Raw genomic sequence first — 17,686 nt, 5'->3', positions numbered from 1 at the left:
CTCATAAGTTTTAATCAAACTTTTTTATAAAGTTACACTAAGTTGAATTTTAAAATGGCAAGTCATCATCTGAAATATCTATCGGTTGACCTACATTTGAAAATGGATCATCATTTTTTGTTAATCCAGAGTTTCCTTGATTACTAGACTGACCAAACTGACTAGACCCCTGGTTTCCAAAACCAGCCCCTACTGGCTGTTGATTAAATGAATTTCGTTGTTCTCTTCCATTATTACGTGGCTCTAAGAACTGTACGCTTTCCGCTAAAACTTCTGTAACATACACCCTTTTCCCATCTTGCCCCTCATAATTACGGGTTTGTAACCTGCCATCTACACCTGCTAGGCTGCCTTTTCTCAAATAATTAGCAACATTTTCAGCTTGTTTGCGCCAAATAACACAATTTATAAAATCTGCGTCTCTTTCCCCTTGTTGATTAGCAAATGCCCTATTAACAGCTAAAGTAAAAGTAGCTACCGGTACACCGTTTGGAGTATAACGTAAATCAGGGTCTTTAGTTAAACGGCCAACCAAGATAACACGATTCATTCCAGACATAAGAACACTCTCCTAAAATTTAGATTTAAATTTCATAAAATTCCCAACCCTTAATTAAATTATAACAAAATTATCTTATAAATTCAAAGCATTTTGTTCATTTTTTTTACTCGTTTAGTTCAATTTGTTCCGAATCTTTAAAGTTTAATATATATGTAGATACAATAAAAAGCTTTAATTTCGAGTATAATCATAAGAAATTAAAGCTTTTATTGTATTTTTGTTATCTTCTAACTCAGTTGTGGAATATTTCATGGCTTACCGATTATATTGTAATAAATCATGAGATTGCTTCCTTAGCTTTCTGTAGAGCTTCTATAAATTCATCAATATCTTCTTTTGTGAATGATACCCTTCCAGATGATTTGTTCATACTAACACAATCAATCAATATTCCTTTTTCATTAGTACCAGGTAAAACTCCACTGTTGCTAATAACAATAGTATCTCCCCAACTGTCACTAACTTCTATAGTAAACTCTTTACGAATTTCCATTAATTTATCTCCTTAATTTAGTATTCATTATCTATTTAACTAGGTATTGTTGTAATTCTTGAATTATTCTTTTTGCGCCTTCTGGACTAAGAATAATTTTTCCGTCTATTAATGAAATATTTTTATTTGAAATATCACCTGTAATCATGCATGCTTGTTGGGATTGATATTTCTGTAAAATGATTTTGTCACCATCAACAAATATCTCAATAGGATCTTTCTCTACAATTCCTAAAGTACGTCTCAATTCAATTGGAAGTACCACTCGACCTAATTCATCAACTTTTCGTGTCATTCCTGTAGATTTCATAAATTCCCACCCTTTTTTATACTTTAATAAAATATTACTACAATAATTTTAAAGCATTTTGATTATAATTTCTTATAGAACATCAATTTTTAACTTATTTTTCTTTTCATTCAAATATCTTATTTTTGCTGCTTTGCGATCAATCGGTAATACCTTACTTACGAAGAATGATATTTCTATATCTGTTCCTTTTAAAACAATGTCGGTATATTCAACAATCTTATATTGTTCATTATTATATGGGATAGTTCTGCCTATTTGGAGATTACGAAAACGTTCATCATCATACTTATATTGCACATACATTTCATCTAATTCTCGTTCTACATATTTTGATTGTGTTGAAATAAAATCGTGTTTTTCAAGGTTTTGTACTGTGTACCAAATAGACAATTCTTGCCCATATATTTTAAAATGCTCAATACCAATAATCAGATATAAACATTCTTGATATTCAATTGTTTCGCCTATTCTTTTAGGTGCTCTAAACAATTGAATTGTTGATTTTATAGAAGTGATTAATCGGCTCATCCCTCCACCTCATTTCATTATACTTATAAGTGCACTTATATACATACTTATAAGTGAAATTTTTTACTTATTGTTCATCTTCAACAAGGTAATATCCCTGACTAGAAATTAACTTTATACGTTCTAAACTATCAATTATCTTTTCATTTAATTCTACTATGGTTCTACAGCCCCCATTTCGTCCATCAAGATCATCCAATTCCCATAACAAACTTTTCTTTCCATCAAAATCCTTAAATTCTGGATTAATTCCTTCTTTTAAAATTTTTATGGAATCTTCACAGGCATGAACTATTATATTAGGAGAAACTAATTCTAATTCTTTTGAGTTTGGAGGTTGAAATTGACAATATATTGGAATATGTATTCCGTAATTTGCGAATACTGCCCTTAATGTTCCACTCGTTGCGTAAGTATAACTCAATTTACCTTCATCAAAATATTGTATCATCTCATTAAAATCATTTTCTTCATGGCTTATGATTTCAAATCGTTTAAAATAAGTCCAAGATACTCCCATAAATTATTCTCCCCTCGTTTTACACAAAATTCAAATCTATAAAAGCACTCTATTTCTTTCTATCGTTAATTTTTTCCACTTTATTCTCCACCCATCTTGCTAGCTTGCTTAGTTGAATATCTTCTCGCTTAATACCTGTTTCTACAATATAAGGTTCGACAACACGCTTATTCAATTCACTATTTAAGTTAATTTCAAGAGGATTCAATGTTGATGTTTTATTTTCTAGCTTTAAATTTATTGTTTTTCCACCTAATTTGTTGTAGCACGAGTCACAGTAATTATCGCCAGATTCTGTTGCTACTCCACGTTCAATCTTTTTATCGCAAACCTCACATAACACATCCCAATTTTCACGTTCTCTCATTTTCTCCATCTCCTCTTTAATAAAATTCAAATTTGATTAAACTCTATAAATTTACGATTTTATTTATTGTTAGAACAATGTTCTATGGCAAAAAGACCAAGTAAAACAAAAACTACACCCATAATCCCTTCAAATATGCTCATATTCTACTCCTTTTTAACAAAATTCAAATTTGATGGAACTCTACAAAATAAAGATTTTATTTAAAAATTCATTTTGAATATCAAGCAATCATCACCTTGAAAAAAATCATATTTAATATTTTCGTCCTCAATTGTTTTTAAGAGCAACTGCCATGTTTCACTTTTATCTATAACTAAATCTTTAATCTCTTGTAAAGTAAGTTTAGAAGTATCACAAATAAAATTATCTTTAATTAACCTTTTATAATTTTTAAACTTACTTTTGACTAATGCAAAACCTATTGCCTCCTTTAACCACTTGTAAAAAAATACGTCTGCTATCATATTAGCGAATTCAAAATCCGTTATAGTCTTTCCGTATTTATCTTTAGCGAATTTAAAAATTAAAACATTTTCACCATATCCCAATTTCTCTTTTATTCGTGATTTTAAAAACTTTGTTGTAAATACATTATTTAAAAAGTGTTCAAAAGCCATTTTGTATATTTCCACTAATAATTGTTTTTCTTGTTGGACTTCAGCTTTCACTTTAGAAAATCCAATTTCTTTATGTGTACTATTATTCATATCTTCATCTCCCTTTCTTAACAAAATTCAAATTTTATTAAAGATCTGCATAGTACAGAAAAGAGCCTAATACAAGAAAAATAACAAATAGAAAAACTACTGGAAAAAGGTCTCTCAATAACCTTCCTAAAAAATCATAAGCTCGCTCAGTTGAAATCATACACATGAAAATAAAATAAAAAACAGTAAATGCTAACATAGATAGCAATGCTACGATTAAGTAGAATCCCACTGGATTACTATAAAACTCTTTAAAGAACTGTACAATAAATCCCATAAGACAATCTCCTTTTTGTATTTAATTCACAATTCATTAAGTTAACACCTGGTTTAATTTTCTTCACTAATTATCTTCACTTCATGCGGAACTCCGGATTCTTTTGTAACATATATAGCCTCTTCATAAGCCTTTATAATATCAGCGTATTCTTCCATCAACTCTCCACCTAAATAAACTCCAAATTTCACCTTTTTCATCCCTTTCTCCATTGAAATAACGGCTTTATTTTAGAATTTCAATATTCATTGTAATTTTTACAATCCTAATGAGTAATATAATATTTGTTAATGCAAAGATCCAAGGAAGTATATAATCTACAAGTAGGGTAGACCACAAAGGAACTATCCCCATTTCATGTAAGCAATTTCCCATCATTATAGTGAGAAAACACGCCAAACTACTAATCATTATAGATTTAAATGTTTCATCTAATCGTTTCATTTCTCTCTGATTTTTTTCGTTCATTTAAATCCCTCCACACTTAATGTACTTGTAAGTCTTCCGTTTTGTGATATATCAAAACTCATTCTTTTTCCCGTACTGTGCCGAAAAATACAAATTTATTATTACTGTACTTGAAAATTTCAATGTAATTAGCATCTATAAAGATGCCTAAGAGGTTATTTGCTATTTCATATGCTTCTTCTTTGCTGCTTAATAAATGACTGTCACAACCTACAATTGTATTATCTTTATTTGCCACAAATGAATATACATCCTTCAATATTAACCCTCCTAAAGTATCATTGTTACAATATTTACCTTTAATTAAATTATAACAAAAATATCATAAAATATAAATAGTTTTGTTTATTTTTTCTGACTTTTTAAAACGAGAAGCATAAGTTGGCGATAGGAAGCAACAAGAAGCATAAAATGACCCAAACGTTTCGGCCAACTTATGAGTTAAAAAACATTCGTTTATTTTATAATAAACGTTTTGAATTTTTGTACAGACAAAGTTATCCTATCCCATAAGGATAGAGGATAGAGTATCTCTAATTGTTCTTCCATTAGATAGAATTCTGTTAACCATTCAGGTGGTTCATATCCTTCATGATTTGTCTTCCATAATTCAATTCGTTCTAATGCTAATTCAACGCTCATTCTCACCCAACAATAACAATTATAACTTTGACTATTGGAGGTCCAAAATAAATTTCCTTCATGTTCAATTTGATAGGTGAATTCGTTATAAAAAGTATCTGCCTCACCCAAGTAACTGCAATTTCTAACCCAAATAATTGTGTTTCTAGGTAATAGAGCCATATTCAGTTTGTGGCCTTTTCTCATTGATAATGGACCATCATCCTTGGTAATATTTTTCGCAAATTCACTTAGAAAACAAAAACAACCTGACCAATTGGTATCATTAATCTGTGGTGTATGGACCTTTTCTTTCAGTATAGATTGATTAAATAATGTGAGATCTGTTACCTCGACATCTATAAATTCAAAAATATGATCATATGCATCAGAGTTATAAGGTTTGCAAAAAAAACCTTTATTATCAAATCGAAAAATTTCCACATAGTCATGTAAATTTTTATTGAATTTCATATGTTTTACTCCTAAATCATTATTAGTAGGTTCTATTGGTACTGGAAAAACGACCTTACTACCGATGATTATGAGTATTTCTAATCCCTCCTAAAATTTGTCGTTACAATTTTTACTTTTAATTAAATGATATTAAAAATATCGTAAAATATAAATGTTTTTTCTGAATTTTTTATTTACATTTTATTAAGAAGATGTATGGTTCCAACAACAGCATGTTCATAACTTAAAAGTTTTGAACATGCTGTTGCGATGTGATAAAATCAGTACATTGACCTACATCAAAACTTATGGTCAAAAGTAAACGTAGAAAAGGTGATTTTTTGGTTAAATATGGATATGCTAGGGTGAGTACATTAAACCAAGATTTGGAATCTCAAATTCAAATGTTAGAAAAAGAAGGCTGCAAGAAAATTTACTCTGAAAAATTTACAGGTACTAAGTTTGATCGGCCTAAATTCCAGGAATTACTTTCTGTACTAAAAAGTGGAGATTCACTTGTTGTAACAAAATTAGATCGTTTTGCACGTTCAACTGAGCATGCAATCCAAACAATAAAAATGTTATTTGATAAAGGGGTTAAAGTTCACATACTTAACATGGGAATAGTGGAAGATACACCAACAGGTAGATTGATGTTTAACATCATGAGTGCATTTGCTGAATTTGAAAGAGATATGATTGTAGAACGAACACAAGAAGGAAAAGCAATCGCGAAGTTGAATCCTAATTTTAAAGAAGGACGTCCAAAGAAATATAGTAAAGAGAAACTTGATTACGCTCTTAAATTATTAAAGAGTGAATCTTACAGGAAAGTAGAGCAAATAACAGGAATTAGTGTAAGCACCTTGCAACGTGCTAAAAGGAAAATGGAAAAAGAAAAAAATAATTCTGTCTAAAAGTAAAGGGAGGGCTATTTTTTATGAATATACATTTTGAAGATTTAAAAAAAAGATTTGATGTATTGTTTGGAAAAAATTCTTTTCAACGTTTTCATAATTATGTTAAGGATAAAAGAATTGACAACATTGATTTTCATTCGATTGATCCTGAGCATGTTGATGATTGGGTCAACATGCAAAGTACTGAAGTTATTACAAGAGTAAACTTTTTACGTAATAGTAAACGGCCGTTTGAAATGCTAATAAATGAATTTAAAATAGCATATTTATATTGGTTATCAGGAAAAAGGCATTTTCATATTGAAGAAGATCTGGCAAATAAATTAGTTCAAACAGATATTCATAAAGTTAACTCTTCCTTTCTTAAATTACCATTTCCAGTTGTATATTTTACTGTTCCTGAAGATTTAGTCGGTATTGAATTTCTTGATGATAACGATGAATGTCTTTACCGAACAATTGCTCAAGGAGCTTATGTTTCAGAAGTAAGAGAAGATAATAAAAAACAATGGTGGATTGCAATGTTTCTAAAAGTCCAAAAGACAGCAACGGGAAATCCTAATCATGGTGAAATATCTATATGGATTAGATTACCGATATTGGATAACGAAAATATATTTGATTCACTTACTACAGTTTTAGATGATTACTTCCCTAAAAATTCTGTTACCGTAGATGCTGCCGATTACTATTTAAATAGAAATAGTAGAGTTATAGCCGAACAATTTTCAATCTTAATTATAAATACACTGTTATATTTACAATCTGATAAAGCAATCCTAGAACATGTAGGAGAGCATACTGAACATCATAAAAACAAGAAAGTAAAAAAGAGAGCGAAAATAAATAAAAAATCACTTACAGCTTCTTATATTCGTATTGGAAAAAAAGTAACTATCGATAATAAACATAAGCAAATATATAGAGAGTTTAATCATCTTAAAGATCAACCAAGAAAAAGAAGAGAATTTAATGGTCAATGGATTGTTAGAGGGCATTGGAGAAATCAGCCCTATGGAGAAGGACTGTCAAAGCGTAAATTAATTTGGATTGAGCCTTATGTAAAAGGCGTAGGTGAATTAACGGAAACTGAATACCTTATTAAATAAAAGGAATTCTGTTATTGGTGTCGGTTAATATGTAGTTTTTATATAATTACACATTTTAACGATAATTTTACAAGGAACGTATGTTCTTGTATAATGTAGATACATCATTTTTGGGAGGACATCACATGGAAAATTGGGGAGCACCAAAGATTAAAGGGCGGGGAATGGTAAAATGGAGCCCCTTTAAATCTGTAGTAGAACAATACGATGAGATTAATAAGATGATAAGCGACCAAGACAAAGTTAATAAGCCTATACTTACTGAAGATACAAAAGAACGAATCCAGCGATCCTTACAACAATCCCTAACGTGTAATGAAGAAATATTCCTCTCTTATTACAGGAATGGATATTTACATCACCAGTACATAACAGTAACTTCTATAGATCCAGAGAGAAAATTAATTCATTGTTTCGATGCTTTCAATACACATATACAATTTAAATTTGAAGAATTAATCGATATAAAATAAAAGAGGCTTACGATGAAGAAAAATGATAAAACATATTATATTCACGAATACACCTTACGGGATAGAACAACTAAATCCATCAAAATTGAGTCCTGGCGTTCATTAAAAGATGAGATGCTGGTCTTGGGCATAAAAGACAGTGATATTTTCCAAATTCAAATGAAAGAAGTAAATCCAAATAAAAAGTAATATAAATTCACCAAAATAAACAAAAAGACAGCGTGGAAATCCACGCTGTCTTTTTTTATTATAGATGTTAAAATACAACTACAATATACGCATAAAGATTATAGCACATTCAAATAATTTTTTAAAACAAGTAAAATTTAAGTACTCCTAGAATCCCTTATTTCGTGTTTTTTCTTTTTTATTTTCTAATCTGGTACGTGAAATTTTTAATTCTATTTTTTACGAATTAAAAATACTCATATTATATAAAAGCCTAACTCCTTATATATCAAGGGATTAGGCCATTTTATTTTATAAGAATACCCGTTGCAACAAGTTGCAATTTATACTTCAGTTTATTCGCAGCTTGTAGCTATTAATATGTATGCTATATTCCGAAAAATAATTACATTTTCTATCTTTTTGTTATTAGTATATGAATCTTATTTTTATTTAATTCCATTTTCTAAAGTTTAAAAAATGAAATTAATGGACAAGTTACTATTAAAAAGAAAAAGTAGGTGTCTCATTTGTCCTTGTTTAAGAAACCTCGTTCAAAATTAGGAAAATTTTTAGATGCTCATGATCTGAAGCAAAATGAAGTTGCTAAAGCAAGTGGTGTAAAGGAAGCAACTCTTAGCCGTGTATGTAATATAAGTAGCGTGTCTCCTACGGCTAAAAATGCTAGTAAAATTCTTAAAGCACTTCGTAAACTTACTGGAAAAAATGTAGATTATACAGACTTTTGGATCTAAAGGGCTATCTTTTGATAATTTAAATTACCTTCAAAGTATGCTACGATGGATTTGCGATCGACTTTTTTCCTTAATACAGGACTATGCTGCAGAATGCATAGTGTGGACAGTTCAGTTTCTAAGATTCTCCTTTAAGAAACTGAACCTTTTTAATGTATTTAACAGTAATAAAAAAAAGCCTACGTTTTATAAGAAGGCTTTCCATCAACTATATCTTTATATTTTTTAGCTTGTTTTAATGTCCAAATAGGTGTCGAAGCAAGGATTTGAATTGGTTCTGGTAGTAATGGTCTCACTTTCTTACCATCTCGTTGTCGAGAGTATTTTGTGCTTAAACGGGCTTTTTCCCAGCCAAGTATCTCTGCAAATTCTTTTAAACCAACGAGTGGTGGAACTACTCCCCCAGTTCATCACTCCAAACTTGGTAAAAACCAGAACCAACGATTTCAAGGACTTCATCATCTTCTTGAGGTTGCACACCATACCAATAAGATGTTGTAACAACTTCACCATCCAGTGTTTCAATTGTTATGTTTTCTTGAGTGTAAGCAATACCCTCTTTAGCAATTTCCTTGGCCTTATTCAAGTCATGGACTTCAACTTGCTCTGTAATACCAGTATGATAGTTGATAAGAAATTCTTCCACAAGTAACATCCCCTTTTTATAATTGATAACTTTGTTATCTAATTCAATTATACCATAAAAGATAACAAAGTTATCTTTTATTGATTTCAACTTAGGCAAAATTCCCTTTATTTATTATGAACTTGAATAAAAGGGATTCTTTGATTGATATTAACATAGCCTACACTGTCAAGATATTGAAAACCGTTAGAAAGGAGTTCTTTTATTGTTTCTTCTTTATTTTCATCTTTTAATTGTGATAATAAAAAGAAACTTATATCATCAATTCCATCCTTTACAGCTTTATTTAATATTTTGACTTCAAAAGGAGTTAATTCACCATTTATTTCATAGCATTTCTTTAGCTTTGATGTAAGCAAACTTGAAAAATCTATAATTAGTGCATCATCATTGAATTTATACTCGCCTTTTTGAATTCCTTTTACTAAGTCATCTTTTTTTCTTTCAAGTAAATATAAATCTTTTTCAAGTTTATATTTTTTTATTAATTTTTTCATCACTCTGATCTCCCTTATTGAAATATTAATCTACTCACTCATTTCTGTTAAATTTTCTAACTACACTTGTTTCATCGCTAGATATTTCTATTTCATTCTCACTCAAACTTAATTTACATGATTTCAATTCATTATCATGCAAATAGTCAACAACTCTATCTACATCTTTTCCGGTCATTTGTATTTCTCCTGGATTAAAAAGTTTTTTCAAAAGTACTGTTACTCCTATTATTGCAATTAAGACTACACAAAGACTTGATATTAAAAAAATTTCCTTTTCATACATAATTCTTTATATCTCCTTTTCTATAAAATTAGATAATATAAATTATAGATTTGTATTATTTAATTTTTATAAACTTATCAATTACAACTGGCTCATATATTTTGATGTAATCCTCTTTGTTTATTATTTTATTTGTTTTAAAATATACTTCATATGATTCACCTTCTAATAATACATGACATACTAAGTTCTTATCTACCCAAGATATATTTGTGTCCGAACTCAATAATTGTTCATCTCCATTACTTAACTTGAAATATTTTCTATCCTTATTTATTTCTTTTTCTATTAATTCCTCTGCAATATTTACATTTTTCCTCGTTTGTTCTATCTCCGTTTCGATTCTTATATTCTTATGCTTTTCTATTTTGAATAAAAAAGCGGCAAAAAAACATAAACCTATTATCACAAATAATAATAAAATCAATACAGCAATCCTACATCTTTTGTTAAGCGTCTCCATATAATCACCTCATATTTATATATTACTAACTGTGTATTTGTAATAAAGCTACCTTATATCAAAGGATTTATTCTTAGCGTACAAAATTGTCAAAATGTTGGTGCTACACCTTATTTGGTAAAATGAAGAATTAAAAGCATAATTAGACACGTAAGCATTCCTGGTAATGCCAATTTCAATGGATCAGGTAATTCCTTTTCAAAATAAAGAAAGGCCACATTTACTAAGACACACAGCAATATAAATAGTATTACAAATGCCATAAAATTAATTGGTACAAATAAAAATGAATTCATTTCAATTCTCCTTTTCTACAAAATTCAATTTGTATTAAATTACCGTTTTTAAATATCAGAATGGTAACAAATCATCAATTTCTTCAAATGTTAGCTTTCTCCTTACTGACCTTTGATACTTTTTAGGAACATTTTCAATTCCTTTTAATATTATTACATTTGTTTGCTCCGCAATCTTTTTTACACATTCAGAACCCAATTTCACAATATTTTCCCCATTTGATACAATAAATATATTTTTAATAGCTGTTCCACAATGTGAACACGCTTCCTTTCCCCTTACTTCTTCTTGTTCAAAACCAATTATTTTATAATCTTTTAGTTTTTTAACATCCACAATGAATAACTCTTTCATTTCAAAGAACCTCCCTTTGTAAAAAATAATCCTTAATAGTTAAAATAATTCTATTTGCTCATATATTTCTATTTCATTCAGTTCAATATCTTTTAGCATCTGGTCCAACTCCTCTCTTAATGATATTTCATTCTTAAGTACTTTACGAGGATAGATCCAACAATTATAATGATGCTTCTTTCCTAGAGCCCTTAAATATAACCAACCTTTTGATCCAGGTACTCCCTCCGCATTATTATCTAAGACTTCATGCTCAATTCCATTGTAAATAAATTTTCTACCATTATAGAAAAATTCTTTAATCATATATGGGTTGTATTTTTTGTACCAATCTTTTGCACGGGCTTTTTGATATTCTTTATAATCTGTATATATTTCATCATCAAAATGATATTCAGTCATAACCTTTCCTCCTAAATTATTAAATTTCAGGAAAACATATCATTTGTTCACATAATACAATTATTGTTTTATTTGAACTCCCTTTCTTAGATTCTAATAAATAACTCATCTCGTTAATTATATTATACCAAAAATATCTTAATTTGTACATCGTTTATGATATTTTTAGTATTTTTTGATAGACACTTTTCGACAAAATCTACAATCTAAGGATTTCAACTGAGCGTAGCAACACTGGAACGGAGGGGTCCTGGCGCACTGGCAACAAATCATGGGGAGAGTGCGCGAAGGGGGCGTTCTTAGCGGGTGGAGATTTTTTTGAGTGCGGTTCTCAAAAAAATACTACCCAGCGTTGCCCGAAACGAAGCGTAAGCGTAGTGGAACAATTCGCATGGGTTTAGCGAATTGCCGAGCGTTTCCCCATGATAGCCTCATTGGGCTGCCAGGCCAAGAAGTGGAAGGGTTGTGAAGCGGGCTTGCTTTTATTCTTCTTGAATGACTTTCAAATCTTTTCTTCTTCGAAGCTGATCTTAGAAAAACGCTACGGACTCGCCGTTAAGCGACAGGCTGGAACCCAGCTATTGTTTCTCCCTTGTTTTCCCTTCCTTGCTTACAAGAGCGGGTTCGCGCGTGGAGTAGGTGAGGGCCGGTGTTATCAGTCTGTTAGCCAGTGTTTTTTGCTGGCCTACAGACTGTTAATGAGCCCAAATGTATTTTTAAAATGAAGTTGCAGCTTTTATATTGAATCTCTAATGCTTTTTCTTCTTAATGAAAAGATTAGAAAAATAAAACATTGGCAATACATATATTTAAGGAGGGATACAAATGTATTTTGCTATTAGAAATAATACTGTTATATCAGTTAAACTCATAAATGAGAATAAAAAAGGAACGGGTGCATGGTGTCAGGGAACAACAGGAAAGAAGTTTCTTGTCTCATATAAAAAACTATATACAAGTCAAATTGCTGCTGAGAATGAAGTGAGTAACTTAAAACATGGTAAGGAAAAAAAGAAAATAAAACTAAGTCTAAAGCTGAAAAAAGATGAAGCTGAAATACTAAATGTGTTTGATAAAATATATAAGGATTTTGGTGTTGAAATTAAATATACAATGTTTGAATATTTGAGTGTAGATAAAGCTCTTGTATACTACGATTACATAAAGAGAGAAGAGATTCGAAATAGACTTATTACACCTTTAGAACTTCCAACAGAGTGTACTCAATGTGGCGTTCTAGTTTGGGAAGGAATCCATTGTGATGATTGTGATCCAGTTTTCGAAGATGAAAAAATAATTTGATTTTCAAATCAAAAAAAACTTGCGATTTCATATCGCAAGCCTATATATAACCGATTGATAATAAGTTCAAGCACATATTACAATTTATTCACCTGTAACAAACAATTTCTCAATTATTCTTGGCTGTTTACCCACTACAATTAGTTACGCTTCATCACGCTTTAGAGTTGAATTTCCCTACTTAAACCACATAAATACGTTCTTCATTATCTTTAGGAATAATGATACGTTCCTCCTGAATTGGATATTGGTACATTACAAACCCTCCTCATCAATTAATTTTTTTAGGAATGCTTTAGGATCTTCGCCTAAATCTTGAAGAATTAATATTTGATGTTGAATTTCTTCTTTGATTTCTGCAATCTTTTTTTCCTGTAAATGTGTTACAAGCTGTCTAGTCATGTCTCGAAAAACCATTGTTTCTGACATTTTCGGTACATGATCGCTAGCTATTTTTTTTAATTTATTTGAAACTCTAACATCAAAATATGTACTAAGTTGTTGTGTCTTTTGCGGTGATTTTAATGATGTAGTTTCACTTTTTATCTCATCAAAATAATCCAACACAAATGTTTCGATAGCGTGATTTAGATGCTCACCTACTAGATATTTTTGTATTTTTTCATGAACATGTTCTTCAATGTAATAAGTTTTTATTTTGCTTTCACGCTGTTCAATTTCACCTGTAGCAATTTGATATAATACGTATTCCATAATAACAGAACGGTTTAATTTATTGCCTTTTACAGCGTACTTTTCAACTAGCCTATCTAGAGTATTACTATTCTCTATATCAAGGCGAAAAGGACATGATACAGGCTCTCTCACTTCCCTTCTAATACCCCAAAAATCTATTTCCTTTTGTTCTAGTAAATTAGGAATAGCTTTTTGAATCATTTTGTTTTGGAGACGAGCTGGACATTTCTCTTTAAATAACTTGAATATCGGCTCATCAATTGAAAAGTTATACTGTCTTTTACTCATATGTTCACCTTAGAAAAGAATTTTTATTACAATTTAATTGTAACACGAATCTGTCTAAAATGGTAATGAAAACTCAGAATTTTTCACTTTTTTGGGAGTATGGGGTTTCTTCGGTGAATGGGCCTTCAAGGAATTACTTTTTGCTTCAGCAAAAAGTAATTCCCTCGCTGGTTCGATACCAGCGTTTATTTCAAAGCGACATGTGTTTTTATGTCGCATCCATGCGTAGCATTTCTACCTGATCTATATTATTTATTTTGTTATAAGGGGAAAATCCCCTTATAACAAAATATCCTCTATTAGCAAATATCCTCGAATTTCCCTTTATAAACAACCACATTGTACTTGTCATACTCTGAATCTAACCATGTAATAAATGAATATCCTGAATCGTCTTCTTTCACTTCAAATGTATCAAAATCCCCTTGAAAATTTTTTCTTGTAAGATTGTTATTCTTTAAATATTCTTTAGCTAATTTCTTACCGTATTCTTTTGCCTTTTTCATATCTAAAAACAGAAATACTTCTTTTCCAGTACCTCCATTGTGAATATCATAATCAACAAGAACAATTATAGGTATTTGCATAGTATCCTCCTACATGTTTAAGTGTTTTTAATTTTGAACAATTAAATGCTTAAAGTCCCGCTTAATTTCACTGGGCTTTAGTGTTTAATCATTTTACAACCTCTTTTATAAATTATACCGAATTTATCTTTTATTAGATAAATCCGGTATATAAGCTTAATTAAATTTATATTATTTTAACTCCTCCCTACACGAGTTATCATACCAGTATACTTATTAATTACAAGTGAATATTCCAAACCTTTAACAAAGTAATTCCAAGAGTAAGTTTCTTTATTTTCTTTATCTTGCGCCCACTCTATTTTTTCTTGTTCTTTGACTGAATACATTTTACTAAGCTCTTTATTTAATCGATTTAATAATTTTCTTTTTGATAGTTCTTGTTTTCTCATTTGCGTTGTCCCCCATTCAATTACTGTGATAACTTAATGTGCGCTTGAGCACTTTCATATCTAATAATTGGTTGACCATTTTCATTATTACCATGCCTTATTTTTATGCTGTTTGGTAATTCATCATCACGTAGCATTCCGCTAAAAAGTTTAGATAGTGCATTAAATCGCCATTATGAAAATCTAAGTATGAAAATACTTCTCTGACTTTAACTTGCTCTTCTTCAGGAGCCTCTTCAATCAGTGCAACCATTCTTTCAACATTGAAAATGTGTGTCACACCTTCACATTTCACCATAAATGTTTTATGCATAAGCTTCTTCTCTTCAAGCATTGTGCGATAAAATGATTTTTTAGCGTTCATACTTTCACTCCTCAACTTATTATTAAATCGGTTATATGGGCATACAGGAGATAAAATACACTTTTTATTCAATCATCTTAGATTCATAATTCATAATATCGTCCCATGTTAGCCATTCTGGTTTATTACCTTCCGCAAAACTTTTCCACAACTCTTTCATTATTTCAATTTGCTCTTTCTCATCCTTTGCCCAAAGTGCATTTTTACCTCTATTTCCATATCCTAAATAATAATTACAATCCATTTGCAAACGACTTAATAGTTGATACCTAAACCTTTCATCTGATTGTAAAATATCTTCATATCTTTTCATTTTCTTCACTCCTCAACTTATTAGTAAATCGGTTATATGAGCCTTTAGAATTTGCTCTTTATATTGGCTTTTTCTTCCCCCTTCCTTTAAATTAATTATACCAAAAATATCATATAATTTGAAGTGTTTTATGATATTTTTGGTATGTTTTGATAGACAAGTTTCGACAAAACTCGTAAACTAGGGATTTATTCTGAGTGGAGCAACACTGGAACGTAAAGGCTGCCAGGCTAGGAAGTGGATGGGTTGCGGAACGGATTTAATTTTTATTCATCTTGAATGACTTTCAAATCTTTTCTTCTTCGAAGCTGATCTTAGAAAAACGCTCCGTCCACACCGTTAAGCGACAGGCTGGAACCCAGCTATTGTTTCTCCCTTGCCTTTCCTTCCTTGCTTACAAGAGCGGGTTCGCGCGTGGAGTAGGTGGGGAACGGTGTTACCAGCCTGTTAGCCAGCGTTTTTTGCTGGCTTACAGACTGTTCATGAGCCCAAATACTATTTGTTTTTTTGATTTTGTATTGATACATTTCTTATGTCTCCTTATGAAAAATAGGGGCGAAAAACGTAAGACATACATTCGAATAAGAAATCTTTTCTTTGAATCTTGTGTTTTTTCTTATATTCAATAACAGCTATATGACCTCTTTCTTGAAATGCATTAAATAATTCTTCTCCTTGTACAACTAGCCAATTACCGAAGTCTATATAAAGCGTGTCATCACAAGCAACATTTATAAATCCGCCATTCTCTACTAAAAATTTTTTGAGATCACCATCTTTTTGCCATTTGCTTAAAATTAACTGCCATTCCTCATGTACCTTAACTATGTTTTCTTTATCCATCATTGCTAATACATTCTCAAGATTTTTAAATTGAGTTTTACTTGTAACAAACGCTTTTCCTTTTTTTGATTCATCTATTACTTTCCATAGTGTTTTTTTCATATGTTATTCCCTCCACTTAGTTAATAAATCGGTTTAATGGATTACTATCTAATTAAATTATACTAAAAATATCATAAATAGTAAAGTGTATACGGTATTTTTTGTATAAAAAGAGCCCCCTGTTTTTCCGAACAGAGGGCTCTAACCGATTTATTAATAAGTTGAAGAATAGTGATTGCTCACCACTTTTACATTATAACATACTTTACATTTACTCAGAAAGCATATATTTACAATTTTAATTATTAAAAACATATTTATTCAATCTTAAAATGTCATTTTGATTAGTACAGTTTGCAAGAACATTTATTAATTCATCTTCATTTTGATTAAAATAACGGATAATCTGAAATGCTTTATAATTGCCATCTATTAATGCTTCTATTTTCCATTTAGAATCATACCACAAAGTGCAATCTGTCTTATTTATAGATAAAATTTCAATTGCTTCTTTCTTTTCATTTGGAATACTTCGGGGATCATCACAACCATAAAAACATTCTGCCATTATAGGCTCACCAAAATTATCAAGTAATTCCTTTAAATATCGGCTATCACTATTACAAAAATCACATTTCCCTATTTCTTTCATGTTATTTTATCCTTTCTATAGATGTAAAAGTGTACGGCAAAACGTGTACCGTACACTTAAAATTTTCACTTTCTATTGCTCAAATCCTTTAGTACTATGACAGTAAGTACACTGAAAACCCAGACACCAAAACAAGCAATAAATATATGATCTATTGCACCCAAAGACTGAAAATCAACAACAACAGCAAATATAATGCAAAATATAAACAACATTTGGAAGTTAGATGAATGGAATTTTCCTCTTTTAATTGTCATATGTTATAATTAAGTTGGAGAACAGGAAGAAAGTCATAGGACTTTCCACCTGCTTTGCAATTAAATGGTTATTTGGAGCAACGTTTCTTTGGTCGGTTTCGTTGCTCTTTATTTTTGTCTTTTTTCTTGTTGGCACTATTCTTTCTCATTTCCTGTAGGTTTTTTATACCAGTAATTATATTGGTAAATGCTATTGCTACTGTAGAAAGAATAGTTGCAACCATTAACAACAATTTTAACAGATTCTCCAACTCCCCCAAGATTA

33 protein-coding genes are annotated in these 17,686 nt (G+C 30.3%); 6 read left to right on the top strand and 27 right to left on the bottom strand.

The window, feature by feature from the left end:
- Nucleotides 1–49: 49 nt before the first annotated feature.
- The 12 genes from ssb to ACTFR8_RS28555 all read right to left on the bottom strand — a co-directional run bounded on the left by ssb (nucleotide 50) and on the right by ACTFR8_RS28555 (nucleotide 5,333).
- Nucleotides 50–550 carry a single-stranded DNA-binding protein gene (gene ssb / locus ACTFR8_RS28610; RefSeq protein ID WP_440028957.1) on the bottom strand — a complete coding sequence of 167 codons (501 nt, stop codon included), beginning with the start codon at nucleotides 548–550 and terminating at the stop codon, nucleotides 50–52.
- A gap of 289 nt (nucleotides 551–839) precedes the next feature.
- Complete coding sequence (locus ACTFR8_RS28605) at nucleotides 840–1,055, bottom strand: hypothetical protein (RefSeq protein WP_277499167.1); 216 nt, start codon at nucleotides 1,053–1,055, stop codon at nucleotides 840–842.
- Nucleotides 1,056–1,086: 31 nt separating this feature from the next.
- Nucleotides 1,087–1,365, bottom strand: a complete 279-nt coding sequence (locus ACTFR8_RS28600) for an AbrB/MazE/SpoVT family DNA-binding domain-containing protein (RefSeq protein WP_016084214.1) — start codon at nucleotides 1,363–1,365, stop codon at nucleotides 1,087–1,089.
- A gap of 72 nt (nucleotides 1,366–1,437) precedes the next feature.
- Complete coding sequence (locus tag ACTFR8_RS28595; protein WP_440028902.1) at nucleotides 1,438–1,896, bottom strand: hypothetical protein; 459 nt, start codon at nucleotides 1,894–1,896, stop codon at nucleotides 1,438–1,440.
- 67 nt (nucleotides 1,897–1,963) lie between these two features.
- Nucleotides 1,964–2,416, bottom strand: a complete 453-nt coding sequence (locus ACTFR8_RS28590; protein WP_440028899.1) for a vacuolar protein-sorting protein 36 — start codon at nucleotides 2,414–2,416, stop codon at nucleotides 1,964–1,966.
- A gap of 49 nt (nucleotides 2,417–2,465) precedes the next feature.
- Nucleotides 2,466–2,783 carry a hypothetical protein gene (locus tag ACTFR8_RS28585; protein ID WP_257203011.1) on the bottom strand — a complete coding sequence of 106 codons (318 nt, stop codon included), beginning with the start codon at nucleotides 2,781–2,783 and terminating at the stop codon, nucleotides 2,466–2,468.
- Nucleotides 2,784–2,986: 203 nt separating this feature from the next.
- A complete protein-coding gene (locus tag ACTFR8_RS28580; protein WP_440028898.1) occupies nucleotides 2,987–3,493 on the bottom strand; it encodes a hypothetical protein in 507 nt (168 codons plus the stop codon).
- A gap of 37 nt (nucleotides 3,494–3,530) precedes the next feature.
- The gene (locus ACTFR8_RS28575) at nucleotides 3,531–3,770 is read right to left on the bottom strand and encodes a hypothetical protein (RefSeq protein WP_440028895.1); all 240 of its coding nucleotides are present in this window, start codon (nucleotides 3,768–3,770) and stop codon (nucleotides 3,531–3,533) included.
- Nucleotides 3,771–3,823: 53 nt separating this feature from the next.
- Nucleotides 3,824–3,982: a hypothetical protein gene (locus tag ACTFR8_RS28570; protein WP_440028893.1), complete on the bottom strand. Its 159-nt coding sequence runs from the start codon at nucleotides 3,980–3,982 to the stop codon at nucleotides 3,824–3,826.
- Nucleotides 3,983–3,995: 13 nt separating this feature from the next.
- Complete coding sequence (locus tag ACTFR8_RS28565) at nucleotides 3,996–4,238, bottom strand: hypothetical protein (protein WP_277499181.1); 243 nt, start codon at nucleotides 4,236–4,238, stop codon at nucleotides 3,996–3,998.
- 58 nt (nucleotides 4,239–4,296) lie between these two features.
- On the bottom strand, nucleotides 4,297–4,497 hold the full coding sequence (locus ACTFR8_RS28560) for a hypothetical protein (RefSeq protein WP_440028887.1): 201 nt from the start codon (nucleotides 4,495–4,497) through the stop codon (nucleotides 4,297–4,299).
- A gap of 197 nt (nucleotides 4,498–4,694) precedes the next feature.
- Complete coding sequence (locus tag ACTFR8_RS28555; protein ID WP_440028884.1) at nucleotides 4,695–5,333, bottom strand: hypothetical protein; 639 nt, start codon at nucleotides 5,331–5,333, stop codon at nucleotides 4,695–4,697.
- Nucleotides 5,334–5,623: 290 nt separating this feature from the next.
- Between ACTFR8_RS28555 and ACTFR8_RS28550 the strand changes: the two genes are divergently transcribed.
- The 5 genes from ACTFR8_RS28550 to ACTFR8_RS28530 all read left to right on the top strand — a co-directional run bounded on the left by ACTFR8_RS28550 (nucleotide 5,624) and on the right by ACTFR8_RS28530 (nucleotide 8,740).
- Complete coding sequence (locus ACTFR8_RS28550; protein ID WP_440028881.1) at nucleotides 5,624–6,232, top strand: recombinase family protein; 609 nt, start codon at nucleotides 5,624–5,626, stop codon at nucleotides 6,230–6,232.
- 23 nt (nucleotides 6,233–6,255) lie between these two features.
- Nucleotides 6,256–7,344 carry a hypothetical protein gene (locus ACTFR8_RS28545; RefSeq protein WP_440028878.1) on the top strand — a complete coding sequence of 363 codons (1,089 nt, stop codon included), beginning with the start codon at nucleotides 6,256–6,258 and terminating at the stop codon, nucleotides 7,342–7,344.
- A 125-nt stretch (nucleotides 7,345–7,469) separates the two neighbouring features.
- Complete coding sequence (locus ACTFR8_RS28540; protein WP_440028876.1) at nucleotides 7,470–7,817, top strand: YolD-like family protein; 348 nt, start codon at nucleotides 7,470–7,472, stop codon at nucleotides 7,815–7,817.
- 12 nt (nucleotides 7,818–7,829) lie between these two features.
- Nucleotides 7,830–8,006 (top strand): hypothetical protein, encoded by a 177-nt coding sequence (locus ACTFR8_RS28535; RefSeq protein ID WP_277499194.1) that lies wholly within the window; start codon nucleotides 7,830–7,832, stop codon nucleotides 8,004–8,006.
- 509 nt (nucleotides 8,007–8,515) lie between these two features.
- Complete coding sequence (locus ACTFR8_RS28530; RefSeq protein WP_440028874.1) at nucleotides 8,516–8,740, top strand: helix-turn-helix domain-containing protein; 225 nt, start codon at nucleotides 8,516–8,518, stop codon at nucleotides 8,738–8,740.
- A gap of 394 nt (nucleotides 8,741–9,134) precedes the next feature.
- Here ACTFR8_RS28530 and ACTFR8_RS28525 read toward each other — a convergent pair whose 3' ends face one another.
- The 6 genes from ACTFR8_RS28525 to ACTFR8_RS28500 form a co-directional block, all read right to left on the bottom strand.
- Complete coding sequence (locus ACTFR8_RS28525) at nucleotides 9,135–9,485, bottom strand: hypothetical protein (protein ID WP_440028871.1); 351 nt, start codon at nucleotides 9,483–9,485, stop codon at nucleotides 9,135–9,137.
- Nucleotides 9,486–9,493: 8 nt separating this feature from the next.
- Nucleotides 9,494–9,883, bottom strand: a complete 390-nt coding sequence (locus tag ACTFR8_RS28520) for a hypothetical protein (RefSeq protein WP_440028869.1) — start codon at nucleotides 9,881–9,883, stop codon at nucleotides 9,494–9,496.
- A 34-nt stretch (nucleotides 9,884–9,917) separates the two neighbouring features.
- Nucleotides 9,918–10,169 (bottom strand): hypothetical protein, encoded by a 252-nt coding sequence (locus tag ACTFR8_RS28515; RefSeq protein ID WP_440028866.1) that lies wholly within the window; start codon nucleotides 10,167–10,169, stop codon nucleotides 9,918–9,920.
- Nucleotides 10,170–10,224: 55 nt separating this feature from the next.
- Nucleotides 10,225–10,632 carry a hypothetical protein gene (locus ACTFR8_RS28510; protein ID WP_440028864.1) on the bottom strand — a complete coding sequence of 136 codons (408 nt, stop codon included), beginning with the start codon at nucleotides 10,630–10,632 and terminating at the stop codon, nucleotides 10,225–10,227.
- A gap of 351 nt (nucleotides 10,633–10,983) precedes the next feature.
- Entirely contained in the window at nucleotides 10,984–11,283 is a 300-nt protein-coding gene (locus ACTFR8_RS28505; RefSeq protein WP_440028862.1) for a hypothetical protein, read from the bottom strand.
- A 39-nt stretch (nucleotides 11,284–11,322) separates the two neighbouring features.
- Complete coding sequence (locus ACTFR8_RS28500; RefSeq protein WP_440028861.1) at nucleotides 11,323–11,685, bottom strand: hypothetical protein; 363 nt, start codon at nucleotides 11,683–11,685, stop codon at nucleotides 11,323–11,325.
- An 825-nt stretch (nucleotides 11,686–12,510) separates the two neighbouring features.
- On the opposite strand from ACTFR8_RS28500, the gene ACTFR8_RS28495 reads away from it, so the two are divergent.
- Entirely contained in the window at nucleotides 12,511–12,987 is a 477-nt protein-coding gene (locus ACTFR8_RS28495; protein ID WP_440028858.1) for a hypothetical protein, read from the top strand.
- Nucleotides 12,988–13,242: 255 nt separating this feature from the next.
- On the opposite strand, the gene ACTFR8_RS28490 is transcribed toward ACTFR8_RS28495, so the two are convergent.
- The 9 genes from ACTFR8_RS28490 to ACTFR8_RS28450 all read right to left on the bottom strand — a co-directional run bounded on the left by ACTFR8_RS28490 (nucleotide 13,243) and on the right by ACTFR8_RS28450 (nucleotide 17,681).
- On the bottom strand, nucleotides 13,243–13,971 hold the full coding sequence (locus ACTFR8_RS28490; protein WP_440028856.1) for a hypothetical protein: 729 nt from the start codon (nucleotides 13,969–13,971) through the stop codon (nucleotides 13,243–13,245).
- Nucleotides 13,972–14,270: 299 nt separating this feature from the next.
- Nucleotides 14,271–14,558, bottom strand: coding sequence for a hypothetical protein (locus ACTFR8_RS28485; protein WP_016084188.1), 288 nt, complete (start codon nucleotides 14,556–14,558; stop codon nucleotides 14,271–14,273).
- Nucleotides 14,559–14,734: 176 nt separating this feature from the next.
- Nucleotides 14,735–14,950, bottom strand: coding sequence for a hypothetical protein (locus ACTFR8_RS28480; RefSeq protein WP_098563654.1), 216 nt, complete (start codon nucleotides 14,948–14,950; stop codon nucleotides 14,735–14,737).
- 103 nt (nucleotides 14,951–15,053) lie between these two features.
- On the bottom strand, nucleotides 15,054–15,314 hold the full coding sequence (locus ACTFR8_RS28475) for a hypothetical protein (protein WP_440028853.1): 261 nt from the start codon (nucleotides 15,312–15,314) through the stop codon (nucleotides 15,054–15,056).
- A gap of 64 nt (nucleotides 15,315–15,378) precedes the next feature.
- Nucleotides 15,379–15,627: an LPD11 domain-containing protein gene (locus ACTFR8_RS28470; RefSeq protein WP_440028851.1), complete on the bottom strand. Its 249-nt coding sequence runs from the start codon at nucleotides 15,625–15,627 to the stop codon at nucleotides 15,379–15,381.
- Between the two features lie 362 nt (nucleotides 15,628–15,989).
- Nucleotides 15,990–16,154, bottom strand: a complete 165-nt coding sequence (locus ACTFR8_RS28465) for a hypothetical protein (protein WP_440028849.1) — start codon at nucleotides 16,152–16,154, stop codon at nucleotides 15,990–15,992.
- A gap of 13 nt (nucleotides 16,155–16,167) precedes the next feature.
- Nucleotides 16,168–16,572 carry a DUF4240 domain-containing protein gene (locus ACTFR8_RS28460; RefSeq protein ID WP_440028846.1) on the bottom strand — a complete coding sequence of 135 codons (405 nt, stop codon included), beginning with the start codon at nucleotides 16,570–16,572 and terminating at the stop codon, nucleotides 16,168–16,170.
- A 238-nt stretch (nucleotides 16,573–16,810) separates the two neighbouring features.
- On the bottom strand, nucleotides 16,811–17,164 hold the full coding sequence (locus tag ACTFR8_RS28455; RefSeq protein WP_098563658.1) for a hypothetical protein: 354 nt from the start codon (nucleotides 17,162–17,164) through the stop codon (nucleotides 16,811–16,813).
- Between the two features lie 325 nt (nucleotides 17,165–17,489).
- Nucleotides 17,490–17,681: a hypothetical protein gene (locus ACTFR8_RS28450; protein WP_000504239.1), complete on the bottom strand. Its 192-nt coding sequence runs from the start codon at nucleotides 17,679–17,681 to the stop codon at nucleotides 17,490–17,492.
- Nucleotides 17,682–17,686: the final 5 nt, after the last annotated feature.

Source organism: Bacillus cereus group sp. MYBK15-3 (assembly GCF_051916765.1).
In the GTDB taxonomy this organism is placed as follows: Bacteria; Bacillota; Bacilli; order Bacillales; family Bacillaceae_G; genus Bacillus_A; species Bacillus_A cereus.
The sequence above is the reverse complement of the archived record's forward strand: the minus strand, read 5'-3'. Positions and strand labels throughout refer to the sequence as shown.

Coding starts and splice junctions, on each gene's coding strand:
- ssb (WP_440028957.1), bottom strand. CDS start 550: ATGAATCGTGTTATCTTGGTTGGCCGTTTAACTAAAGACCCTGATTTA.
- ACTFR8_RS28605 (WP_277499167.1), bottom strand. CDS start 1,055: ATGGAAATTCGTAAAGAGTTTACTATAGAAGTTAGTGACAGTTGGGGA.
- ACTFR8_RS28600 (WP_016084214.1), bottom strand. CDS start 1,365: ATGAAATCTACAGGAATGACACGAAAAGTTGATGAATTAGGTCGAGTG.
- ACTFR8_RS28595 (WP_440028902.1), bottom strand. CDS start 1,896: ATGAGCCGATTAATCACTTCTATAAAATCAACAATTCAATTGTTTAGA.
- ACTFR8_RS28590 (WP_440028899.1), bottom strand. CDS start 2,416: ATGGGAGTATCTTGGACTTATTTTAAACGATTTGAAATCATAAGCCAT.
- ACTFR8_RS28585 (WP_257203011.1), bottom strand. CDS start 2,783: ATGAGAGAACGTGAAAATTGGGATGTGTTATGTGAGGTTTGCGATAAA.
- ACTFR8_RS28580 (WP_440028898.1), bottom strand. CDS start 3,493: ATGAATAATAGTACACATAAAGAAATTGGATTTTCTAAAGTGAAAGCT.
- ACTFR8_RS28575 (WP_440028895.1), bottom strand. CDS start 3,770: ATGGGATTTATTGTACAGTTCTTTAAAGAGTTTTATAGTAATCCAGTG.
- ACTFR8_RS28570 (WP_440028893.1), bottom strand. CDS start 3,982: ATGGAGAAAGGGATGAAAAAGGTGAAATTTGGAGTTTATTTAGGTGGA.
- ACTFR8_RS28565 (WP_277499181.1), bottom strand. CDS start 4,238: ATGAACGAAAAAAATCAGAGAGAAATGAAACGATTAGATGAAACATTT.
- ACTFR8_RS28555 (WP_440028884.1), bottom strand. CDS start 5,333: ATGAAATTCAATAAAAATTTACATGACTATGTGGAAATTTTTCGATTT.
- ACTFR8_RS28550 (WP_440028881.1), top strand. CDS start 5,624: ATGGTCAAAAGTAAACGTAGAAAAGGTGATTTTTTGGTTAAATATGGA.
- ACTFR8_RS28545 (WP_440028878.1), top strand. CDS start 6,256: ATGAATATACATTTTGAAGATTTAAAAAAAAGATTTGATGTATTGTTT.
- ACTFR8_RS28540 (WP_440028876.1), top strand. CDS start 7,470: ATGGAAAATTGGGGAGCACCAAAGATTAAAGGGCGGGGAATGGTAAAA.
- ACTFR8_RS28535 (WP_277499194.1), top strand. CDS start 7,830: ATGAAGAAAAATGATAAAACATATTATATTCACGAATACACCTTACGG.
- ACTFR8_RS28520 (WP_440028869.1), bottom strand. CDS start 9,883: ATGAAAAAATTAATAAAAAAATATAAACTTGAAAAAGATTTATATTTA.
- ACTFR8_RS28515 (WP_440028866.1), bottom strand. CDS start 10,169: ATGTATGAAAAGGAAATTTTTTTAATATCAAGTCTTTGTGTAGTCTTA.
- ACTFR8_RS28510 (WP_440028864.1), bottom strand. CDS start 10,632: ATGGAGACGCTTAACAAAAGATGTAGGATTGCTGTATTGATTTTATTA.
- ACTFR8_RS28505 (WP_440028862.1), bottom strand. CDS start 11,283: ATGAAAGAGTTATTCATTGTGGATGTTAAAAAACTAAAAGATTATAAA.
- ACTFR8_RS28500 (WP_440028861.1), bottom strand. CDS start 11,685: ATGACTGAATATCATTTTGATGATGAAATATATACAGATTATAAAGAA.
- ACTFR8_RS28495 (WP_440028858.1), top strand. CDS start 12,511: ATGTATTTTGCTATTAGAAATAATACTGTTATATCAGTTAAACTCATA.
- ACTFR8_RS28490 (WP_440028856.1), bottom strand. CDS start 13,971: ATGAGTAAAAGACAGTATAACTTTTCAATTGATGAGCCGATATTCAAG.
- ACTFR8_RS28485 (WP_016084188.1), bottom strand. CDS start 14,558: ATGCAAATACCTATAATTGTTCTTGTTGATTATGATATTCACAATGGA.
- ACTFR8_RS28480 (WP_098563654.1), bottom strand. CDS start 14,950: ATGAGAAAACAAGAACTATCAAAAAGAAAATTATTAAATCGATTAAAT.
- ACTFR8_RS28475 (WP_440028853.1), bottom strand. CDS start 15,314: ATGAACGCTAAAAAATCATTTTATCGCACAATGCTTGAAGAGAAGAAG.
- ACTFR8_RS28470 (WP_440028851.1), bottom strand. CDS start 15,627: ATGAAAAGATATGAAGATATTTTACAATCAGATGAAAGGTTTAGGTAT.
- ACTFR8_RS28465 (WP_440028849.1), bottom strand. CDS start 16,154: ATGTATCAATACAAAATCAAAAAAACAAATAGTATTTGGGCTCATGAA.
- ACTFR8_RS28460 (WP_440028846.1), bottom strand. CDS start 16,572: ATGAAAAAAACACTATGGAAAGTAATAGATGAATCAAAAAAAGGAAAA.
- ACTFR8_RS28455 (WP_098563658.1), bottom strand. CDS start 17,164: ATGAAAGAAATAGGGAAATGTGATTTTTGTAATAGTGATAGCCGATAT.